We start from the raw sequence: 17,343 nt of genomic DNA on the forward strand, positions 1-17,343 counted from the left end.
GCTGGGAGCCGTTCGGCACGAGGGGGGCGGTGGCCCTAGCGTGGTCGGCATGCGGGTCGCCGTCTTCAGCACCAAGCCGTACGACCGGGACTTCCTCGACGAGGCGAACGCGACGGCCGGCCACGACCTGGTCCTGCTGGAGCCCCGGCTCTCGGTGGAGACGGCGGCGCTGGCGGCCGGCGCCGACGCGGTCTGCGCCTTCGTCAACGACGACCTCGGCGAGCCCGTGCTGGACCGGCTCGCCGCGTCCGGGGTACGCCTGGTGGCGCTGCGCTCGGCCGGCTACAACCACGTGGACGTGGCGGCGGCCACCCGGCTGGGCGTCACCGTGGTGCGGGTCCCGGAATACTCGCCGCACGCGGTGGCCGAGCACTGCGTCGGGCTGATGCTCACGCTCAACCGCCGGATCCACCGCGCTCACAACCGCGTACGCGAGCACAACTTCGCGCTGACCGGGCTGCTCGGCTTCGACCTGCACGGCAAGACCGTCGGGGTGGTCGGCACCGGCAAGATCGGTGTCTGCGTGGCCCGGATCATGGCCGGCTTCGGCTGCCGGGTGCTGGCCAGCGACCCGTACCCGAACCCGGAGGCGCTCGCCGTCGGCGTCGAGTACGTGCCGTTGAAGACCCTGCTGGCCGAGTCGCACGTGGTGACGCTGCACTGCCCGCTGACCCCGGAGACGCACCACCTGATCGACGAGGAGCGCATCGCGCAGATGCGCCCCGGCGTGATGCTGATCAACACGAGCCGGGGCGCGCTGGTGGACACCCGGGCCGTCATCCGCGGGCTGAAGACCGGCCGGATCGGGCACCTCGGGCTCGACGTCTACGAGGAGGAGACCGAACTCTTCTTCGAGGACCTCTCCGACCAGATGCTGCGCGACGACGACTTCTCCCGGCTGAGCACCTTCCCCAACGTGCTGATCACCGGCCACCAGGCGTTCTTCACCCAGGAGGCCATGCACAACATCGCCGCCACCACGATCGCGAACCTGGACGCGGTGGAACGGCACGGCCCCGACGGGGTCACCGGGCCGGCCCGGGTCTGCTGACCGAACGGACCAGCGGGGCGGCGGCGGAGCGGGGTGCGGCCCTACAGTGACGGCACCCCGTGATCAAGGAGCGTGCCGTGTCCGAGCCGCCACAGACGCCAGAACCGCCCCGCCCCGCCCCGGCGGGCGGGTCCGCGGCCGGCGACGTCCCCACCGACGTCACGCCGCACCTGCTCGTCGCGCCCGCCGTGGCGGGTGCGCCGCCCGCGATGCCGTGGCCCGGCCCGGAGGGGCAGCCCGCCTGGGCCATCCCGGTGGTCGTGCCGCCGGGCACCCGCGGCTACGCGCTCTTCGTGCCGCTGGTGCCGGTGGCCGAGGCCGAGCCGGGCGCCGCCCCGGGGGCGGCCGCCCCGCGGGTGCTGGTCCCCGCGCCGGGCGTGCCCACCCAGGCCGCCCCGCCGGCCGTCGAGACCCCGGCCCCGAGCCGCGCCGTGGCCTCCGGTGACGACGGCACCGGCACCACGACCGACGCCGCCGCCACGGCGGCCTCCACCTCCGTCGGACCGTCCGATACCGAGGCTCAGCCGGCACCGGCCACGAAGGCCGACCCGCAACCCGACGCCGCCCCGGCGAAGGCCGCCACTCCGACCGCCGGACCGGCGACGACCGCGGCATCCGCAACGACCGCGGGATCCGCAACGACCGCGCCGCCGAGCGCCGAAGCGGCGAGGGCTGCCGGACCGGCGACGGCCGCGGTTCCGGCCACCGGACCAGCAACGGCTGCCGGACCGGCGACGGCCGCGGTTCCGGCCACCGGACCAGCAACGGCTGCCGGACCGGCGACGGCCGCGGTTCCGGCCACCGGACCAGCAACGGCTGCCGGACCGGCGACGGCCGCGGCGCCGACCGCCGGAGCGGTGACGACCGGCACGCCGGCGGGGCCGCCCGTCGCCGTCCCAGCCCCGCCGGTTGCCGCGCCGCCCTATCCGGGCGGGGTCCACGGGGCGCAGCCCTGGGGCGGCTACCCGCCCGGCCCTGGCTGGACGCCCCGGCCGCGGACGCCCCGGACCTCGTTCCTCGGCGCGCGCTGGCCGGGCCCGAAGCAGGCCACCGGCCGCGCGGTCCCGCTCGCGGTGCTGGCCGGCGCGCTCGGCACCGCCTTCTTCGTGCCGCTGAGCCGGGTCGGCATCGGCTGGTTCCTGGGCTGGCTCACGCTGACCCTCGGCGTGCTGGTCGCGGTGCGCCGGCGTACCGCCGAACTGCCCCGCACCGAGCGGCTGATCCGCGGCGGGTGGGCCGCGGCGGCGCTGGTCCTGCTGGCCGTGCTGGCCTTCCGCAACGCCTGGTGGCTTGTGACGTTCTGCGTGCTCGGCGCCCTGGGCTGCGCCACCCTGGCCATCGTCGGCGGCCGGCTGGTCCGCTCGATCCTGTTCGGCCTGGTCGCCACGCCGTTCGCGGCGTTCCGCGGCCTGCCCTGGGTGCGCCGGCACGTCACCGCCTCCCCGGAGGCCGGGACCGTCCGCAAGGTCACCGGCTCGGTGGTCGCCACAGTGCTGGTGCTGCTCGTCTTCGGCAGCCTGCTCTCCTCGGCCGACGCGGCCTTCTCGAAGGTGCTGACCGCCGTCGTCCCCGAGATCAACATCGGCACGGTGTTCCGCTGGATCTTCGTGGCCGCGGTCGGCGGGCTGATCGCGGTCGCCGCGGTCTACACCCTGGCCGCCCCGCCCGACCTGTCCACCGTGGACCGGCCGAGCGGCCGCCGGCTCGGCGTGCTGGAGTGGGCGCCGGCCATCGGGGCGCTCACGCTGCTCTTCGTGGGCTTCGTGATCGTGCAGTTCACCGTGCTCTTCGGCGGCCAGCGGCACGTGCAGAAGGTCGCGGGCCTCAGCTACTCCGAGTACGCCCGCAGCGGCTTCTGGCAGCTCCTATTCGTCACCCTGCTGACCCTGGCGGTGCTGGGCGGGGTGACCCGCTGGGCCAGCCGCGAGCGGCCGGTCGAGCGACACCTGCTGCGTGTCCTGCTGGGCCTGCTCAGCGCGCTCAGCGTGGTGATCGTCGTGTCGGCGCTGTCCCGGATGTGGACGTACCAGAAGGTCTACAGCTTCACCGGCGAGCGGATCTTCGTGATGGCGTTCGAGCTGCTGCTCGGCGCCGTCTTCCTCATGATCCTTGCGGCGGGCGTGCGGTGGCAGGGCCGGTGGATCCCGGGCACCACGGTGGCGCTGGCCGTGGCCATGCTGCTCGGCCTGGCCGTGCTGAACCCCGAGGACTACGCGGCGAAGCGCAACATCCTCCGGTACGAGCAGACCGGCAAGATCGACGCGTGGTACCTGCGGGCGCTCTCCGCCGACGCCACGCCCGCGCTGACCGGACTCCCCGACCCGGTCCGCCGGTGCACGCTGAGCTGGATCGCCGACGACCTTGAGGATTCCGACCCCTGGTACGCCTGGAACCTCGGCCGGTACCGGGCCCGCCAGGCCCTCGACCGGGTCGGGCCGGACGCCATCGGTGGCCCGAAGGACTGCCGCCGGGCAGACCAGTTCGACCTGCCCAAGTCGCGCCGTACCCGGTGACGCCGCCGGCCGGGCCGCGGAACGCCGTGGCCCGGCCGGCGGCGCATCCTGCCCGTCCGCGAACGTTCACCGCTCCCTCACGTCAGGGCCACGACGGACACCGACCCCGCACCTAGCTTCGGCTGCGCGAACGTCAACCGAGGTAGCGGAGGTTTTCCCATGTCCGTCCGTCAGCTCATGACGGTGCTGGCCGTCGGGGCGGTGCTGGCCGTGCCAACGACCGCCCACGCGGCCCCCGTCGCCGGCCCCGGCGTGCTGCCGCAGAAGACCCACTTCGACCTTCAGGCGCACCGGGGCGGGATCGGGCTGACCACCGAGGAGACCCTGGCCGGTTTCGCCAAGGCCATGCGTCTCGGCGTCACCACGCTGGAGCTGGACACCCAGGTCACCCGGGACGAAAAGGTGGTCGTCACGCACGACCGGCAGGTCAGCGCGCAGAAGTGCCGCGACACCGGCCCGGTGACCCCGGGCGACCCGATGTACCCGTACGTCGGGAAGTACATCAAGGACCTGACCCTGGCGCAGATCAAGACCATGGACTGCGGCTACCAGCAGCTGCCCGGCTTCCCGGAGCAGGAGCAGGTCGCCGGGGTCCGGATGGCCGAGCTGCGCGACGTGCTGGACCTGGTGAGGACCTGGCGCGCCCACCAGATCACCCTGAACATCGAGACGAAGGTGGAGGCCGGCGCGCCCGAGCAGACCGCCCCGCGCGAGCTGTTCGTCCGCCGGGTCTTCGAGGAGATCCGCGCCTCGGGCATCGAGGACCAGGTCACCATCCAGTCCTTCGACTGGGGTGCGCTGCGGGTGATGCACCGGCTCGCGCCGCGCTGGCCGCTCGTCGCGCTGACCAACTACGACTTCCTCCAGGTCGGCAAGCCCGGCGCCTCGCCCTGGCTGGGCGGCCTGGACGCGGACGACTTCGGTGGCGACTTCGTCCGGGCGGCCGCCGCGATCCCCGGCGTGACGACCCTCTCCCCCAACTACGGCTTCCCGCAGAACGGCACGGTCGCCGACCCGGCCTTCCGCTTCTACCCGGACCCGCGGATGATCGCCGACGCGCACGCCCGCGGCCTGAAGGTCGTGCCGTGGACCTGCGACGACCCGGCCACCGTGGCGGCCCTGATGGACCTGGGCGTCGACGGGATCATCACGAACTACCCGGACCGGGTCCGGCAGCTCATGGCCGAGCGGGGCATGCGCCTGCCCAAGGCGTACGAGCCGCGCTGATTTTCGTGGGGGCGTCCGTCCCGCGGGACGGACGCCCCCGGCCGGGTCAGGCCGGGCCGCCGCCGAAGCCGATCTCGTTGCCGTCCGGGTCGCGGAAGATGGCCTTGCGGACGCCGTTGTCGTACGTTTCCCGCTCGGCCGGCGTCAGGCCGCGCTCGGCGATCTGCGCGAGGCGGGCGTCGAGGTCGTCGACGAAGACGGTGTGCATGGCGTGCCCGGCGTGCTCGGGTCGCACCTCGATGAACAGGTACCGGTGCTCGGCGAGCTCCCACACCGCCTCGGTGTCGTTCGGCAGGAACGAGGGCGGGGCGCCGAGGAGCCGCTCGTACCAGGCCGCCGCCGCGCGGTGGTCACGGACAGGCAGGCCCGCGAACAGATCTACGGTCATGAGGGCATGCTGCCACTGATCACCCGGTAGAGGGCCGGACGCTGCACAAGCCTCTCAACGGGGCTGGCTGCCGGCCTCGGCTCGTGCATGTGCGGCTGGTCGTCGTGTGGGTCCGGGTTGTCCGCGTGGTCGGCGTGGAAGAGGGCTTCGGCGAGCAGGGCCCGTACGTGGCTGTCCGCCGCGGAGTAGTGCACGAAGGTGCCTTCCCGGCGCCCCTTGACCAGGCCGGCGAGCCGCAGTTTGGCGAGGTGCTGACTGACGGCGGTGGGGCTGGCTCCGACCAGTTCCGCGAGGCAGGCCACCGACGACTCGCCCTGGAGCAGCGCCCAGAGGATCTTGATGCGGGGCGCGGCGTCTCCGCCCTCGTCGAGGGCAGGCGGGTAGCCGTCGGCCGACCCGGCCCGCTCGGCGAACGACCCGAACACGACGCCGCCGAGATCCGGCGCGCCGTCACCGACGTTCAGGCGGCCGGCCAGACCGCCGTCGTGGTGACGATCGACGGGAGGCCAGGGGGCGTGCTGGCGCTCGCCGACCACATCCGCCCGCGGTCGGCCGCCACCGTCGAATCGCTCAGCGCCCTCACCGGCGCCACACCTGTCCTGCTCACCGGCGACAACCCCGGCGCGGCCCGACATCTCGCGGCCGAAGCCGGCATCACCGACACGTACGCGGGCCTCCTGCCCGCCGACAAGGTCGATCGGGTGCGCGACCTACAGGGCCAGGGAAGGCGGGTCCTCCTCGTCGGCGACGGCGTCAACGACGCACCCGCCCTCGCCGCCGCCGACCTCGGCGTGGCGATGGGCCGCCAGGGATCTGATCTCGCCCTGCAGACCGCCGACGCCGTGCTCGTCCGCGACGACCTCAGCACCCTGCCCGCCGTGATCGCCCTGTCGCGGCGAGCCCGCCGCGTGGTGAAGGCCAACCTCCTGATCGCCGGGACCTTCATCGTCGTCCTGGTGACCTGGGATCTCATCGGCCACCTGCCCCTCCCCCTGGGCGTCGCCGGGCACGAAGGCTCCACGGTCATCGTCGGCCTCAACGGGCTCCGACTCCTCCGCCGATCCGCCTGGCGCAGGATCACGTAGGAGCGCCAGGCATCGGTTCCCCGGCACTACGGGCTTGCATCCGATACCCAGGTACAGGCTTACCGTCGGAACATGAGCGACGGACAAGTGGCACCCGATGACTCGTGGGCGCCGGATGCGTGCACCCTGCCGACGGCGGAACGGCCGCTGCGGCTCGCGGAGTTCGATCAGTTCTTCCGCGACGCGGTCCGGGGCGTCGACCGGTTGTCCGCGCGGCATCTGCGGCTGCATCTCGCCGGAGACGCGCGGGTCGAGGAGTCGGCGCGGGACCTGACCGCCCGGGAATCGTCGTGCTGCTCGTTCTTCGCCTTCGCCGTCTCCCGGTCCGGCCCGGACGCGCTGACGCTTGACGTTCGGGTGCCCGCGGCCCACATCCACGTGCTCGACGGCCTCGCCGACCGTGCCGCGTCAGCGGAAGGCTCCCGATGAACGGATCGGGACTCCGCAGCGGCCAGCTCGCCGACGCGGCCGGGGTTAACCTCCAGACGCTCCGCTACTACGAGCGCCGGGGCCTGCTCACCGCCCCGCCGCGCTCCCCCGGCGGCCACCGGCTCTACCCGGCCGACACCGTCACCCTCCTGCGGGTCATCAAGACAGCACAGCGCCTCGGCTTCACCCTCGACGAGGTCGCCGACCTGCTCGACGCCGGCCGGCACCGGCACCGCGGCCGGTCCGACACCGGTCTCCAGGTACGGGCCAGGGAGAAGCTCGTCGAGGTGGAGCAGAGGCTGGCTGACCTCACCGTCATCCGCGACACGCTGCGCGCCGCCATCTCGGCCGGCTGCGACGACCTGGTCGCCTGCGCCGACAGTTCCTGCTGCCCCCTGCCGTTCGCCGAACTCGCCGAGAGGAACGACCGTGCCGACACCCGCTGACCGGCTGCGGCGCCTGCTCCTGCGGGCAGCGTGACGGGAGGGACCGCGAGGTGGTGCGGATAGGGTCCGACGCATGACGGTTGCCCGGTCGATCCTGCTGTTCGTCATCGCCGCGCTGGCCGAGATCGGCGGGGCGTGGCTGGTGTGGCAGGGCTGGCGGGAACACCGCGGGCTGCTCTGGGTCGCCGCGGGGGTCATCGCGCTCGGGCTCTACGGCTTCGTGGCCACCTTCCAGCCCGACCCGAACTTCGGCCGTATCCTCGCCGCCTACGGCGGCATCTTCGTCGCCGGGTCCCTCGCCTGGGGCATGGTCGTCGACAGGTTCCGGCCCGACCGCTACGACGTCGTCGGCGCCGCCATCTGCCTGGTCGGCGTCGCCGTCATCATGTACGCCCCGCGCGCCAGCTGACCACCTCAGCCGCGACCAGGAGCCGCACCTGCCACGAGCAGGTCATGCCCCAGTTTCGACCGGAACACGACGAAGGGCGTCCGTCATGTACGACGAACGCCCTGATCGTGAAGGGTGGAGCCGAGGGGACTCGAACCCCTGACCCCCACACTGCCAGTGTGGTGCGCTACCAGCTGCGCCACGGCCCCTTGCGGTGTCCCCGGTCGCCCGGGCACGGAGAGAACTATACACACGCCGGTCGGCATGGTCATCTCGCGGGGGTACCCCCGGCCGGTCGCTCAGTTCAGGGCCACATCCGGCGGGAAGTGGGCGACCGCCGCCATCATGCCACCCTGCCGGCGCAGCACCATCGGCCAGAGATCGTCCGGGCGGTCGACGAAGGCGTCGCCGGGGAGGGCGTCGAGCACGAACCAGGACCCGTCCTCGATCTCCCGCTCCAACTGGCCGGCGCCCCAGCCGGAGTAGCCGGCGAAGACCCGGATCCCGCCGACGGCGTCGCGCAGCTTCTCCGGGTCGACCGAGAGGTCGATGGTGCCGACCGCCCCGGAGACCCGGTGGAAGCCCTTCACCGGCTTGATCGGGTGGCGCATCCGGGCAAGGCAGATCGCGGAGTCGGGCTGCACGGGGCCGCCCTCGAAGAGCACCGCGGGGTGTCGGGCGAGGTCGCTCCAGTCGCCGAGGACGTCGGCCACCGGGACCTCGGTGGCCCGGTTGAGCACCACGCCGAGGGCGCCGCCGGGCTCGTGGGCGACGAGCAGCACGACCGTGCGATCGAAGTTCGGGTCCTTCAGCGCAGGCGTCGCGACCAGCAGCCGCCCGGTCATGGAATCCATGGCTCGGCCACCGATCGCCTGTCCCTCACCCTGCATGTCCGACACCCGTCAGCCGTACGCCGCGACCCGCCGCGCTGTCAACGCCATGCAAGGCACCATAGCCTGCGGTCCGCCCGCTGGCTAAGGTCTGACCGGCGGGTGATCGCGACGGAATCGAGGGAGGGCCGCATGGCGGCTACGGCCGAACTGGCGGTGATCGGCGGGTCGGGCCTCTACGCCCTACTCGACGGCGCCACCGAGCACGTGCTGGAGACGCCGTACGGCGCGCCGTCGGATCCGGTCACGATCGCCGAGGTGGGCGGCCGGCGGGTGGCGTTCCTGCCCCGGCACGGGCGCGACCACCGCTACCCGCCGCACCTGATCCCCTACCGGGCCAACCTCTGGGCGCTGCGCTCCCTGGGCGTACGCCAGGTGCTGGCGCCCTGCGCGGTCGGCGGGCTGCGGCCGGAGCTGGGCCCGGGCACGTTCGTGGTGCCGGATCAGCTCATCGACCGCACCAGCGGGCGGACGCAGACGTACTACGACCAGGGCGCGGTGCACGTGTCGTTCGCCGACCCGTACTGCCCGGCCGGGCGGCGCACGCTGCTCGACGCCGCGGCCGGGCGGGGCGTGCCGGCGGTGGACGGCGGCACGGTGGTGGTGGTCGAGGGGCCGCGGTTCTCCACCCGGGCGGAGTCGCGCTGGTTCGCCTCGATCGGCGGCACGGTGGTCAACATGACCGGGCACCCGGAGGCGGTGCTCGCCCGCGAGCTGGCCCTCTGCTACACCTCGATCGCCCTGGTCACCGACCTGGACGCCGGCGTCGAGGCGGGCGGGTCGGTGACCCAGGAGGAGGTCTTCCGGGTCTTCGGGGAGAACACCGACCGGCTGCGCGGGGTGCTGCTGGACGCGGTCGCCGCGCTGCCCGCCGAGCGGGACTGCCCCTGCGGGCGGGCGCTGGACGGGATCAAGCTCCCGTTCCCGCTGCCCTGAGCGCCGGGAAGCGCCGGGAAGCGCCCGAAAAGTCGACCTCGGCCCGATAGATTCGGCTGGTCGGGACACTGATCACCGGGCCGTCTCCCGGCACGCGCGGGGGACGGGAGGCAGCCGGCGATGGCAACGGTGCGCGACACGACCTACGACCTGCTCCGCGCGCTGGGCCTGACCACCGTCTTCGGCAATCCCGGCTCCACCGAGGAACCCTTCCTCGCGGACTTCCCGGCCGACTTCCGCTACGTGCACGCCCTCCAGGAGGCGTCGGCGATGGCCATGGCGGACGGCTACGCGCAGGCCACCGGCCGTCCCGCGCACGTCAACCTGCACACCGCCCCGGGCATCGGCAACGGCATGGGCAACCTGGTCACCGCCTGGCACAACAAGACGCCACTGATCGTCACCGCCGGCCAGCAGACCCGGGAGATGCTGCTCATCGAGCCCCGGCTGGCCAACCCGCGGGCGGTCGAGCTGACCCAGCCGTACGTCAAGTGGGCGCACGAGCCGGCCCGCGCGCAGGACGTCCCGGCGGCCTTCATGCGGGCGTACGCCTCGGCGGTGCAGCCCCCGGCCGGGCCGGTCTTCCTCTCCCTGCCGATGGACGACTGGGCCCAACCCGCCGACCCGCCGCCGCAGGTGCGGACGGTGGCCACCCGGATCGCGCCGGACCCGGACCGGTTGCGCGGCTTCGCCGCCACGCTGGCCGCCGCCCGCGCCCCGGCGCTGGTGCTCGGCGCGGCGGTGGACCGGGCGGACGCCTGGCCGGCCGCCGTGGCGCTGGCCGAACGGCTGGCCGCCCCGGTCTGGGCGGCACCGGCGCCGGAGCGGGCCGTCTTCCCCGAGGGCCACCCGCAGTTCCGGGGTGTCCTGCCGTACGCGATCGGGCCGCTGGCCGAGGCGTTGCACGGCCACGACACGGTCCTGGTGGTCGGGGCGCCCGTGTTCCGCTACTACCCGCACGTGCCGGGCGACTACCTGCCCGCCGACGCCCAACTGCTGCACGTCACCGACGACCCGGACGAGGCGGCCCGCGCCCCGGTCGGGGAGAGCCTGCTCGGCGACGCCGGGCTGGCCATGGCCGGCCTGGTGGAGCTGCTGCCGCCGGCGGACCGGCCCGCGCCGCCGGCCCGGGACGCCCCGGCGCCGCCGGAGGCCACCGACCCGCCGAGTGCCGACGCCGTCTTCGCCGCGCTGGCCGCTCAGTGGCCGGCCGACGGGGTGCTGGTGCAGGAGTCACCGTCCAACCTGGCGGCGCTGCGCCGCCGGCTGCGCATCGACCGGCCCCGGTCGTACTTCACGATGGCCAGCGGCGGCCTGGGCTTCGGCCTGCCCGCGGCCGTGGGCATCGCGCTGGCCGAGCGGGACACCGGGCGCGGCCGGCCGGTGGTCGCGGTGGTCGGCGACGGCTCGTTCCACTACTCGGTGCAGGCGCTGTGGACCGCCGCGCAGCTCGGCCTGCCGCTCGCCGTCGTGGTCCCGGTCAACCGGCAGTACGCGATCCTCAAGGCGTTCGCCGAGCTGAAGCACACGCCCGGGGTGCCGGCGCTGGACCTGCCCGGGCTGGACGTCACGGCGGTGGCCCGCGGCTACGGCTGCGCGGCCGAGGTGGTGGAGTCGCCGGACCGGCTCGGCCCGGCGCTGGCCGCCGCGCTCGCCGCCGACCGGCCGACAGTGCTGCCGGTGCCGATCAGCACCGACGTGCCGCGAATCCTCTAGCGGCGTACGACGAGCGGGGTGCCGCCGGCCACGTCGAGCACCGTCCGGTCGCCGAGGGGCGCCTTGAGCGTGACGCTCACCGGCTTCATCACGAGCTGCATCGTGCACGGCCCGGTCGAGCGGACCACCGCGCCGCCGAGCACCACCACGTCGTCCCGCTCCAGCACCAGCGGGGTGGGTTCCCCGTCGCAGGCGCCCGTCCCGACCCGGTAGTCGAGCCGGTTCCCGGTCACCGCCCGCAGGTCGAGGGCCCCCACGAACCCGTCGTCCATGGGGCGGCTCGGCGCGGTCCCCTCCGGCGCCGCGCCGACCGCGCTCGGCGCGACCGCGAGGCGGGCCACCGGCACCCGGAGCCCTTCCACGGTGAACAGCCAGGCGGGCACGGTGGCCTCACCCCGGCTGGTTCGTACCGACGCGGTGCCCAGCTTCGCCCCGGTGACCGTCAGCGGCACGCACGGGCTGGCGGCCCGGGTGGCGACCGGCCCGTCGGGCCCGGGCTCAACGGTCGGGCCACCCTCGGGTCGCGGCGCCGGGGCCATCGGCCGCCCGTCGCAGGGCGGCGGGTCGCCCTGGTCCATCTGGGCGTACGCCTCGGCGGCGCTGACCAGCGGGACCCGCAGCGTGCCTTCCGGGAAGCGGATCGTCCCGTCGGCGGGGCGGGCGGCCGGCAGGTCGATCTGGTCCCGGTACCAGCCGTTGAGGAAGGCCTGCTTCGTCTCGTCGGTGAAGCCGGGGTCGCCGACCAGCACGGTGGCGTCGTCGAGCGGGACGTACCCGCTGCGCCACGCGGGGCCGGGGCGCCACGCGTCGGCCACCTCGGTGGCCCGCTGGCCGAACGCCTCCCAGCGGTGGTCGGGGCCGGAGACCGACGGACCGCTCGGGTCGGCGGCCGGCGGGCCGGCCGGGTCGGCGCCGGGCGCGGCGCAGCCGGCCAGGACCAGGAGCGGCAGCCCGAGCAGGGCGAGGTGACGACGCATGCCGGTTGGACGCGACGCTCCCCCGACCGGTTCCCGGATCAGTTCTCCCCGCCCAGGTCCGCCTGGTACGCCTCCCAGAGCAGGTCCGCGCCGCGCTGCCGGTGCCGGTCGAGCGCCCGTAGCAGGTTCCGGGCCTGTGCCCGCAGTTCCTCGGCGGGCACCGCGGGGAGCCGTGCGGCGTGCTGGAGCGCGGCTATCGCCGCCGCGATGGCGGCGTGCTCGCCGGCCAGCAGGCGTACGCCGCGGTCGAGCCGGGGCGCCTGGTGGAGCAGTTCGGCGTAGAGGCCGGCCGGTCCCTCGGTGACCCGGACGTGCTCGGCGAAGCCCTGCCGGACCGGGCCGAGGCGGCCGATCAGGTGCTCCCGCCAGCGCGGTTCCGCCGATGCCGCGGCGAGCGCCCGGGCGAGGGCGTGCACGTCGCCTGGGTGGGCGGGCCGCGGCAGGGGCACGGCGGTGACGGTGGACGGCTGCTGGATCGGATGGGTGACCATGGCACCTCCCGCGCTGCTGCGCTACCGCGTACAGCGATGGTGAACCTGGTCACCGGACCTGTCCAGGAGGGGCGGGCGCCTCATCTGCCCCTTCCGCCCCGGCGGTCACACCGGCCCCTGGAGCCCCAGCGGATCGGCCGCCATGCCGCGCAGCCGGCCGGCGAGGGCGTGCGCTTCGGCGTCCCGGCCCTGGTCCGGCCGGCCCGCACTGATCGCGTCGGCGAGCGCCTGCAGCTCGGCCGGGGGCAGGCTGCCCAGTCCGGGGCCCTGCAACGGGATGGTGACCCGCCGGCCGCTGTCCCGGTCCCGGGCGATCAGCGTGGGCACCCGCACCACCGCGTCGTCGCCGACGCGGTGGGCGATGGCGCCGCCGCGCACCTCGGCGGTGGCCAGGTCGACGGTGCGGGTGCCGAGCGCGCCCCGCACCGAGGCCCGGGTCCCGTCCAGCCAGGCGGCCGTGCGCAGCACCCGCAGCACCAGCCAGAGCCCGAGCAGGACGAACGGCAGGCCGCAGAGTCCGGCCCAGCGCAGCGGGCTGGGCGCGGCGGTGGCGCCGTCGTGCAGGTCGGGTGGGAGCAGGTCGGGCGGCAGGTCCCGGACGTCGTCGTACGAGGGGACCGGGTCGCCGAAGCCGGTGACCCGGCGCAGCAGGCCGTCGGCGACCACCGGCAGCAGCACGAAGGCCGCGCCGACGGCGGTGAACAGGACACCCACCACGGCGGCCACGGCGCGCGGGCCGGGCGCCGCGCCGACGGAGAGTCGGATCCGCTCGTTCGTCACAGCAGGCAGCCTAGAGCCGGACCGGGCGCGGAGACGACTGTGCGCCCCGGTCCGGTGGACCGGGGCGCACAGGTCAGGTGGTGGAGGTGCCGGGAATCGAACCCGGGTCCTTCGCCGCCTTGTCAGGGCTTCTCCGAGCGCAGCTCGCTGTGCCTCTACTCGGCCCCTCCGATCACGCGAGCGAGTCGGTGTGACGGGCCCAGTCGCTGATTGATCTCGCCGCACGGACCCCGCGACCGGGTCCGGTTGGCCAGCCTTCTAGCTGATGCCGGCTAACTGGGTCGAAGGCGCTCCCAGGCCGACAGACTTGCTACTCGCCTCAGGCGGCGAGAGCGAAGTCAGCGCGATTGTTCTTGGCGCTTATTGGTTTCCGACGAACGATTCTCGAGACGACGTCGGCTTCCTCGGCTCGCTTCCCCTGCCGCAACGTACGAAGTCGAAACCAGTCACCCCCTCGACGGGCTGCCCCTGTCGGCAGCAACACCAAGCCTAACGCCTGGCGCAACCGGATTCATTCCGAGGCCGGCCGGAAGCCGGCACCGGGACGAACCGGACGTTTCACTCACTCATGCCCTTGCCGCGCCGGCCCACCGCCCGGGCGATCTCCCGGTCGGCGTCCCGCTTGGCCAGGTCCTGGCGCTTGTCGTACGACTTCTTACCCCGGGCCAGGCCGATCTCCACCTTCGCCCAGCCGTCGGAGAAGTAGACCTGCAGCGGCACCATGGTGAGGCCGCTCTCCTTGGTCTTGCCGATCAGCCGGTCGATCTCCAGCCGCTTGAGCAGCAACTTCCGGGTACGCCGGGGCTCGTGGTTGGTCCAGGTGCCCTGGGTGTACTCGGGGATGTGCATGCCGTGCAGGTAGAGCTCGCCGTCACGTTCCTGGGCGAACGCGTCGACAAGCGACGCCCGCCCGGCCCGCAGCGACTTGACCTCGGTGCCGGTCAGCGACATGCCCGCCTCGTACGTGTCGAGGATGGCGTAGTCGTGCCGCGCCTTCTTGTTGGAGGCGACCACCTTGCGACCCTTTTCCCGTGGCATCGGCGCCACCTCCCTTCCGATCGTGGAGCGCGGATCATGCTACCGGAAACACAAGGACCCTCCCGCGCGGTTTATTCCGCGCGGGAGGGTCCCCGGAGAGCCGTGCGGCGGGAGCTAGACCCGCAGGTAGAAGCGGAGCGTGACCCAGGCGGTCACCGCGCTGACCAGACCACCGACGGCGGCCATCAGCGGGAAGGTCAGGAAGATCTCGGACCAGGAGATCGGGGTGATCAGGCCCTCCAGGGCCGCCATCGAACTCCCTGCCGCGAGCACCTTCAGGGCGATGAGCGCGACGAGGCCGAGGATCGAGCCGATCAGACCGGCGACCACCGCCTCCAGCACGAACGGCGCCTGGATGAACCAGTTGGAGGCGCCGACCAGCTTCATGACCGCGACCTCACGCCGCTTGCTGTACGCGGCCACCTGGATGGTGTTGGCGACCAGCAGCAGGGCGGCCACGGCCATCACGATCGCGATGACCAGTGCGCCGTTCTGGAAGCCGCTGAGCACGCCGAAGACCTTGTCGAGCAGCTTGCTCTGGTCGACGATCGTGTCGATGCCCTCGGAGGTCTTGTACTCGTCGTAGATCTTCTTGTACTGCTCCGGGTTGACCAGCGTGAGCCGGAACGACTCGGGAAGCTGGTCGGGCTTGACCGCGTTGACCAGGTCGGGCGCGTCGGCGTACATCTGCTGGAAGCGCTTGTACGCCTCGTCCTTGTCGACGTACGTGACGTCCTTGATCATCGGATCGGCCTTGAGCTTGGTCTCGAGGTCGGTCCGCTGCTGCTCGTTGACGTCGGTCTTCAGGAAGATCGAGACCTGGACGTTCTCGTAGTAGAGGTCCTTCATGTCGCCGACCTTCTGGTACAGAAGGCCGCTGCCGCCCAGCATGAACAGCGACACCGCCATGGTGATGATCATGGCGAGGGTCATGGTGACGTTGCGCCACAGTCCGACCAGTACCTCGGACAGGACGTACTTCATCCGCATCGGGATATTCCTCCGGCTCTCCGGCGTGAGGTGTTCGTCGTCAGGGTCAGCGGATCGTCAGCGGCTCAGCCGTAGACACCGCGGGCCTGGTCGCGCACGATGCGGCCGCTCTCGATCTCGATGACGCGGCGGCGCATCTGGTTCACGATGTTGGAGTCGTGCGTGACCATCACGACGGTCGTGCCGGTGCGGTTGATCCGGTCCAGCAGGCGCATGATCTCGATCGAGGTGTCCGGGTCCAGGTTTCCGGTGGGCTCGTCCGCCAGGAGGATCAGCGGCCGGTTCACGAACGCCCGGGCCACCGCGACCCGCTGCTGCTCACCACCGGACAGCTCGTGGGGGTAGCGGTGCTCCTTCCCACCGAGCCCGACCAGCTCCAGCACTTCCGGCACGACCCGGCGGGCGACCGCCTTGGTCTTGCCGATCACCTCCAGCGCGAACGCCACGTTCTCGTAGGCGGTGCGGTTCGGCAGGAGGCGGAAGTCCTGGAAGACGCAGCCGATGGAACGCCGGAAGTGGGGTCGCTTCCAGGAACGCATCGACGTGACGTCCTTGCCGTTGACGACGACCCGCCCCTTGTTGGGGGTGACCTCGTGCAGCAGCAGCTTGATGATCGTGGACTTGCCGGAGCCGGATGGACCGATGAAGAAGACGAACTCGCCCTTCTCGATCGAGACGGACACGTTGTCGAGCGAAGGCCGGGACGCCTTCGGGTACGTCTTCGTCACTTGCTCAAGCTGAATCACGGGTCGAGAGTCTACGCGGTGTAACCGGAGAGCCAAGCCCCCCGCCCCTCCGAAGCGAGTCGCGTCATCGATTCAGCCGGTCAGACAGAGATCGATGACGCGCTGCGTCCGAGATCGATCACGCACCGTCAGCGGTGAGCTGCTGCTGCTTCCGCCAGCGGATACCCGCCTCGATGAAGCTGTCCAGCTCGCCGTCGAAGACCGCGGACGGATTGCCCGTCTCCTGCTCGGTCCGCAGATCCTTCACCATCTGATAAGGGTGCAGAACGTACGAGCGCATCTGGTCGCCCCAGGAGCCGGCGGCGTCGGTCTTCAGGCCCTGGAGCTTGGCCTGCTCCTCCTGCCGCTTGCGCTCCAGCAGCCGGGCCTGAAGCACCCGCAGCGCGGATGCCTTGTTCTGCAGCTGGGACTTCTCGTTCTGGCAGGTGACCACGATGCCGGTCGGGATGTGGGTGATCCGGACCGCCGAGTCGGTGGTGTTGACGCTCTGCCCGCCCGGGCCCGACGAGCGGTAGACGTCGATCCGCATCTCGTTCTCGGGAATCTCGATGTGGTCGGTCTGCTCCACCACCGGCAGCACCTCGACGCCGGCGAAGCTGGTCTGCCGGCGGCCCTGGTTGTCGAACGGGCTGATCCGGACCAGCCGGTGGGTGCCGGACTCCACGCTGAGCGTGCCGAACGCGTAGGGCACCTTGACCGTGAAGGTGGCCGACTTGAGGCCCGCCTCCTCGGCGTACGAGGTCTCGTAGACCTCGGTCGGGTAGCCGTGCCGCTCGGCCCAGCGCAGGTACATCCGGAGCAGCATCTCGGCGAAGTCCGCCGCGTCCACGCCGCCGGCGCCGGCCCGGATGGCGACAAGCGCCTCCCGGGAGTCGTACTCGCCGGAGAGCAGGGTGCGGACCTCCATCTCCTGGATGGCCTTGGTCAGCCCGGTGATCTCCGACTCGACCTCGGTCAGGGTGCCGGGGTCGGACTCGGCCTGGGCCAGCTCCAGCAGCACCCCGGCGTCGTCGAGGCGGGAGCGGAGGGAGCCGAGCTTGGAGATCTCGCCGTTGACGTACGACAGCTGCGAGGTCACCTGCTGCGCCTTGGCCTGGTCGTCCCACAGGTCCGGCGCGGAGGCCTCCTGCTCCAGGCGGGCCTTCTGCTCGCGCAGCTTGTCGAGGTCGAGCACCGCCTCGATGTTGCGCAGGGTGGCGTCGAGTTCCTTGAGCTGTTCGGCGTAATCGGCAGCGGTCACGACAGACAAGCC

General features: G+C 72.8%; 19 protein-coding genes, 1 tRNA gene and 1 other RNA gene. 9 read left to right on the forward strand and 12 right to left on the reverse strand.

The genetic code is table 11. From position 1 onward, the window contains the following. Nucleotides 1-49 precede the first annotated feature (49 nt). The 3 genes from GA0070603_RS14720 (at nt 50) to GA0070603_RS14730 (ending at nt 4,791) form a co-directional block, all read left to right on the forward strand. Nucleotides 50-1,051, forward strand: a complete 1,002-nt coding sequence (locus tag GA0070603_RS14720; RefSeq protein WP_091321960.1) for a 2-hydroxyacid dehydrogenase — start codon at nt 50-52, stop codon at nt 1,049-1,051. Between the two features lie 77 nt (nt 1,052-1,128). Further along, complete coding sequence (locus tag GA0070603_RS14725; RefSeq protein ID WP_091321962.1) at nt 1,129-3,564, forward strand: DUF4153 domain-containing protein; 2,436 nt, start codon at nt 1,129-1,131, stop codon at nt 3,562-3,564. Between the two features lie 159 nt (nt 3,565-3,723). Continuing rightward, entirely contained in the window at nt 3,724-4,791 is a 1,068-nt protein-coding gene (locus GA0070603_RS14730) for a glycerophosphodiester phosphodiesterase family protein (RefSeq protein ID WP_091313444.1), read from the forward strand. Between the two features lie 46 nt (nt 4,792-4,837). Here GA0070603_RS14730 and GA0070603_RS14735 read toward each other — a convergent pair whose 3' ends face one another. Both GA0070603_RS14735 and GA0070603_RS32040 read right to left on the reverse strand, forming a co-directional pair. Beyond that, nucleotides 4,838-5,179, reverse strand: coding sequence for a VOC family protein (locus GA0070603_RS14735; protein ID WP_091313447.1), 342 nt, complete (start codon nt 5,177-5,179; stop codon nt 4,838-4,840). Continuing rightward, nucleotides 5,176-5,604 (reverse strand): ArsR/SmtB family transcription factor, encoded by a 429-nt coding sequence (locus GA0070603_RS32040; RefSeq protein ID WP_244282527.1) that lies wholly within the window; start codon nt 5,602-5,604, stop codon nt 5,176-5,178. Before GA0070603_RS32040 ends, GA0070603_RS14735 begins: the two co-directional genes overlap by 4 nt. On the opposite strand from GA0070603_RS32040, the gene GA0070603_RS14745 reads away from it, so the two are divergent. The 4 genes from GA0070603_RS14745 to GA0070603_RS14760 all read left to right on the forward strand — a co-directional run bounded on the left by GA0070603_RS14745 (nt 5,494) and on the right by GA0070603_RS14760 (nt 7,548). Next, nucleotides 5,494-6,264 carry an HAD-IC family P-type ATPase gene (locus GA0070603_RS14745; RefSeq protein WP_279627509.1) on the forward strand — a complete coding sequence of 257 codons (771 nt, stop codon included), beginning with the start codon at nt 5,494-5,496 and terminating at the stop codon, nt 6,262-6,264. The genes GA0070603_RS32040 and GA0070603_RS14745 overlap by 111 nt on opposite strands. Before the next feature lie 72 nt (nt 6,265-6,336). After that, the gene (locus tag GA0070603_RS14750) at nt 6,337-6,693 is read left to right on the forward strand and encodes a hypothetical protein (RefSeq protein WP_091313454.1); all 357 of its coding nucleotides are present in this window, start codon (nt 6,337-6,339) and stop codon (nt 6,691-6,693) included. Continuing rightward, nucleotides 6,690-7,139: a MerR family transcriptional regulator gene (locus GA0070603_RS14755; protein WP_091313456.1), complete on the forward strand. Its 450-nt coding sequence runs from the start codon at nt 6,690-6,692 to the stop codon at nt 7,137-7,139. Before GA0070603_RS14750 ends, GA0070603_RS14755 begins: the two co-directional genes overlap by 4 nt. Before the next feature lie 73 nt (nt 7,140-7,212). After that, nucleotides 7,213-7,548, forward strand: coding sequence for a YnfA family protein (locus tag GA0070603_RS14760; RefSeq protein ID WP_091313459.1), 336 nt, complete (start codon nt 7,213-7,215; stop codon nt 7,546-7,548). Between the two features lie 115 nt (nt 7,549-7,663). On the opposite strand, the gene GA0070603_RS14765 is transcribed toward GA0070603_RS14760, so the two are convergent. Both GA0070603_RS14765 and GA0070603_RS14770 read right to left on the reverse strand, forming a co-directional pair. Next, nucleotides 7,664-7,736 (reverse strand) — tRNA-Ala (locus tag GA0070603_RS14765). A gap of 90 nt (nt 7,737-7,826) precedes the next feature. Further along, nucleotides 7,827-8,417, reverse strand: coding sequence for a YqgE/AlgH family protein (locus GA0070603_RS14770; RefSeq protein ID WP_091259972.1), 591 nt, complete (start codon nt 8,415-8,417; stop codon nt 7,827-7,829). A gap of 132 nt (nt 8,418-8,549) precedes the next feature. On the opposite strand from GA0070603_RS14770, the gene GA0070603_RS14775 reads away from it, so the two are divergent. After that, complete coding sequence (locus tag GA0070603_RS14775) at nt 8,550-9,353, forward strand: S-methyl-5'-thioadenosine phosphorylase (RefSeq protein WP_091313462.1); 804 nt, start codon at nt 8,550-8,552, stop codon at nt 9,351-9,353. A 120-nt stretch (nt 9,354-9,473) separates the two neighbouring features. Beyond that, nucleotides 9,474-11,069, forward strand: coding sequence for a benzoylformate decarboxylase (mdlC, locus tag GA0070603_RS14780; protein ID WP_091313465.1), 1,596 nt, complete (start codon nt 9,474-9,476; stop codon nt 11,067-11,069). On the opposite strand, the gene GA0070603_RS14785 is transcribed toward mdlC, so the two are convergent. The 8 genes from GA0070603_RS14785 to prfB form a co-directional block, all read right to left on the reverse strand. Then, on the reverse strand, nt 11,066-12,046 hold the full coding sequence (locus GA0070603_RS14785; RefSeq protein ID WP_091313468.1) for a hypothetical protein: 981 nt from the start codon (nt 12,044-12,046) through the stop codon (nt 11,066-11,068). The genes mdlC and GA0070603_RS14785 overlap by 4 nt on opposite strands. A gap of 38 nt (nt 12,047-12,084) precedes the next feature. After that, nucleotides 12,085-12,537: a hypothetical protein gene (locus GA0070603_RS14790; RefSeq protein WP_091313471.1), complete on the reverse strand. Its 453-nt coding sequence runs from the start codon at nt 12,535-12,537 to the stop codon at nt 12,085-12,087. A 105-nt stretch (nt 12,538-12,642) separates the two neighbouring features. Then, nucleotides 12,643-13,317 carry a hypothetical protein gene (locus GA0070603_RS14795; RefSeq protein ID WP_091313472.1) on the reverse strand — a complete coding sequence of 225 codons (675 nt, stop codon included), beginning with the start codon at nt 13,315-13,317 and terminating at the stop codon, nt 12,643-12,645. A gap of 78 nt (nt 13,318-13,395) precedes the next feature. Further along, nucleotides 13,396-13,771, reverse strand: a transfer-messenger RNA (tmRNA) gene (gene ssrA / locus GA0070603_RS14800). A gap of 104 nt (nt 13,772-13,875) precedes the next feature. After that, the gene (gene smpB, locus GA0070603_RS14805; RefSeq protein ID WP_091261380.1) at nt 13,876-14,355 is read right to left on the reverse strand and encodes an SsrA-binding protein SmpB; all 480 of its coding nucleotides are present in this window, start codon (nt 14,353-14,355) and stop codon (nt 13,876-13,878) included. Nucleotides 14,356-14,469: 114 nt separating this feature from the next. Then, nucleotides 14,470-15,345, reverse strand: coding sequence for a permease-like cell division protein FtsX (gene ftsX / locus GA0070603_RS14810; RefSeq protein ID WP_091313475.1), 876 nt, complete (start codon nt 15,343-15,345; stop codon nt 14,470-14,472). A gap of 65 nt (nt 15,346-15,410) precedes the next feature. Next, a complete protein-coding gene (gene ftsE, locus GA0070603_RS14815) occupies nt 15,411-16,091 on the reverse strand; it encodes a cell division ATP-binding protein FtsE (RefSeq protein ID WP_013284225.1) in 681 nt (226 codons plus the stop codon). Between the two features lie 118 nt (nt 16,092-16,209). Further along, a complete protein-coding gene (prfB, locus tag GA0070603_RS14820; RefSeq protein WP_091313477.1) occupies nt 16,210-17,331 on the reverse strand; it encodes a peptide chain release factor 2 in 1,122 nt (373 codons plus the stop codon). Nucleotides 17,332-17,343 lie beyond the last annotated feature (12 nt).

Source organism: Micromonospora chersina, from assembly GCF_900091475.1.
GTDB lineage: Bacteria > Actinomycetota > Actinomycetes > Mycobacteriales > Micromonosporaceae > Micromonospora > Micromonospora chersina.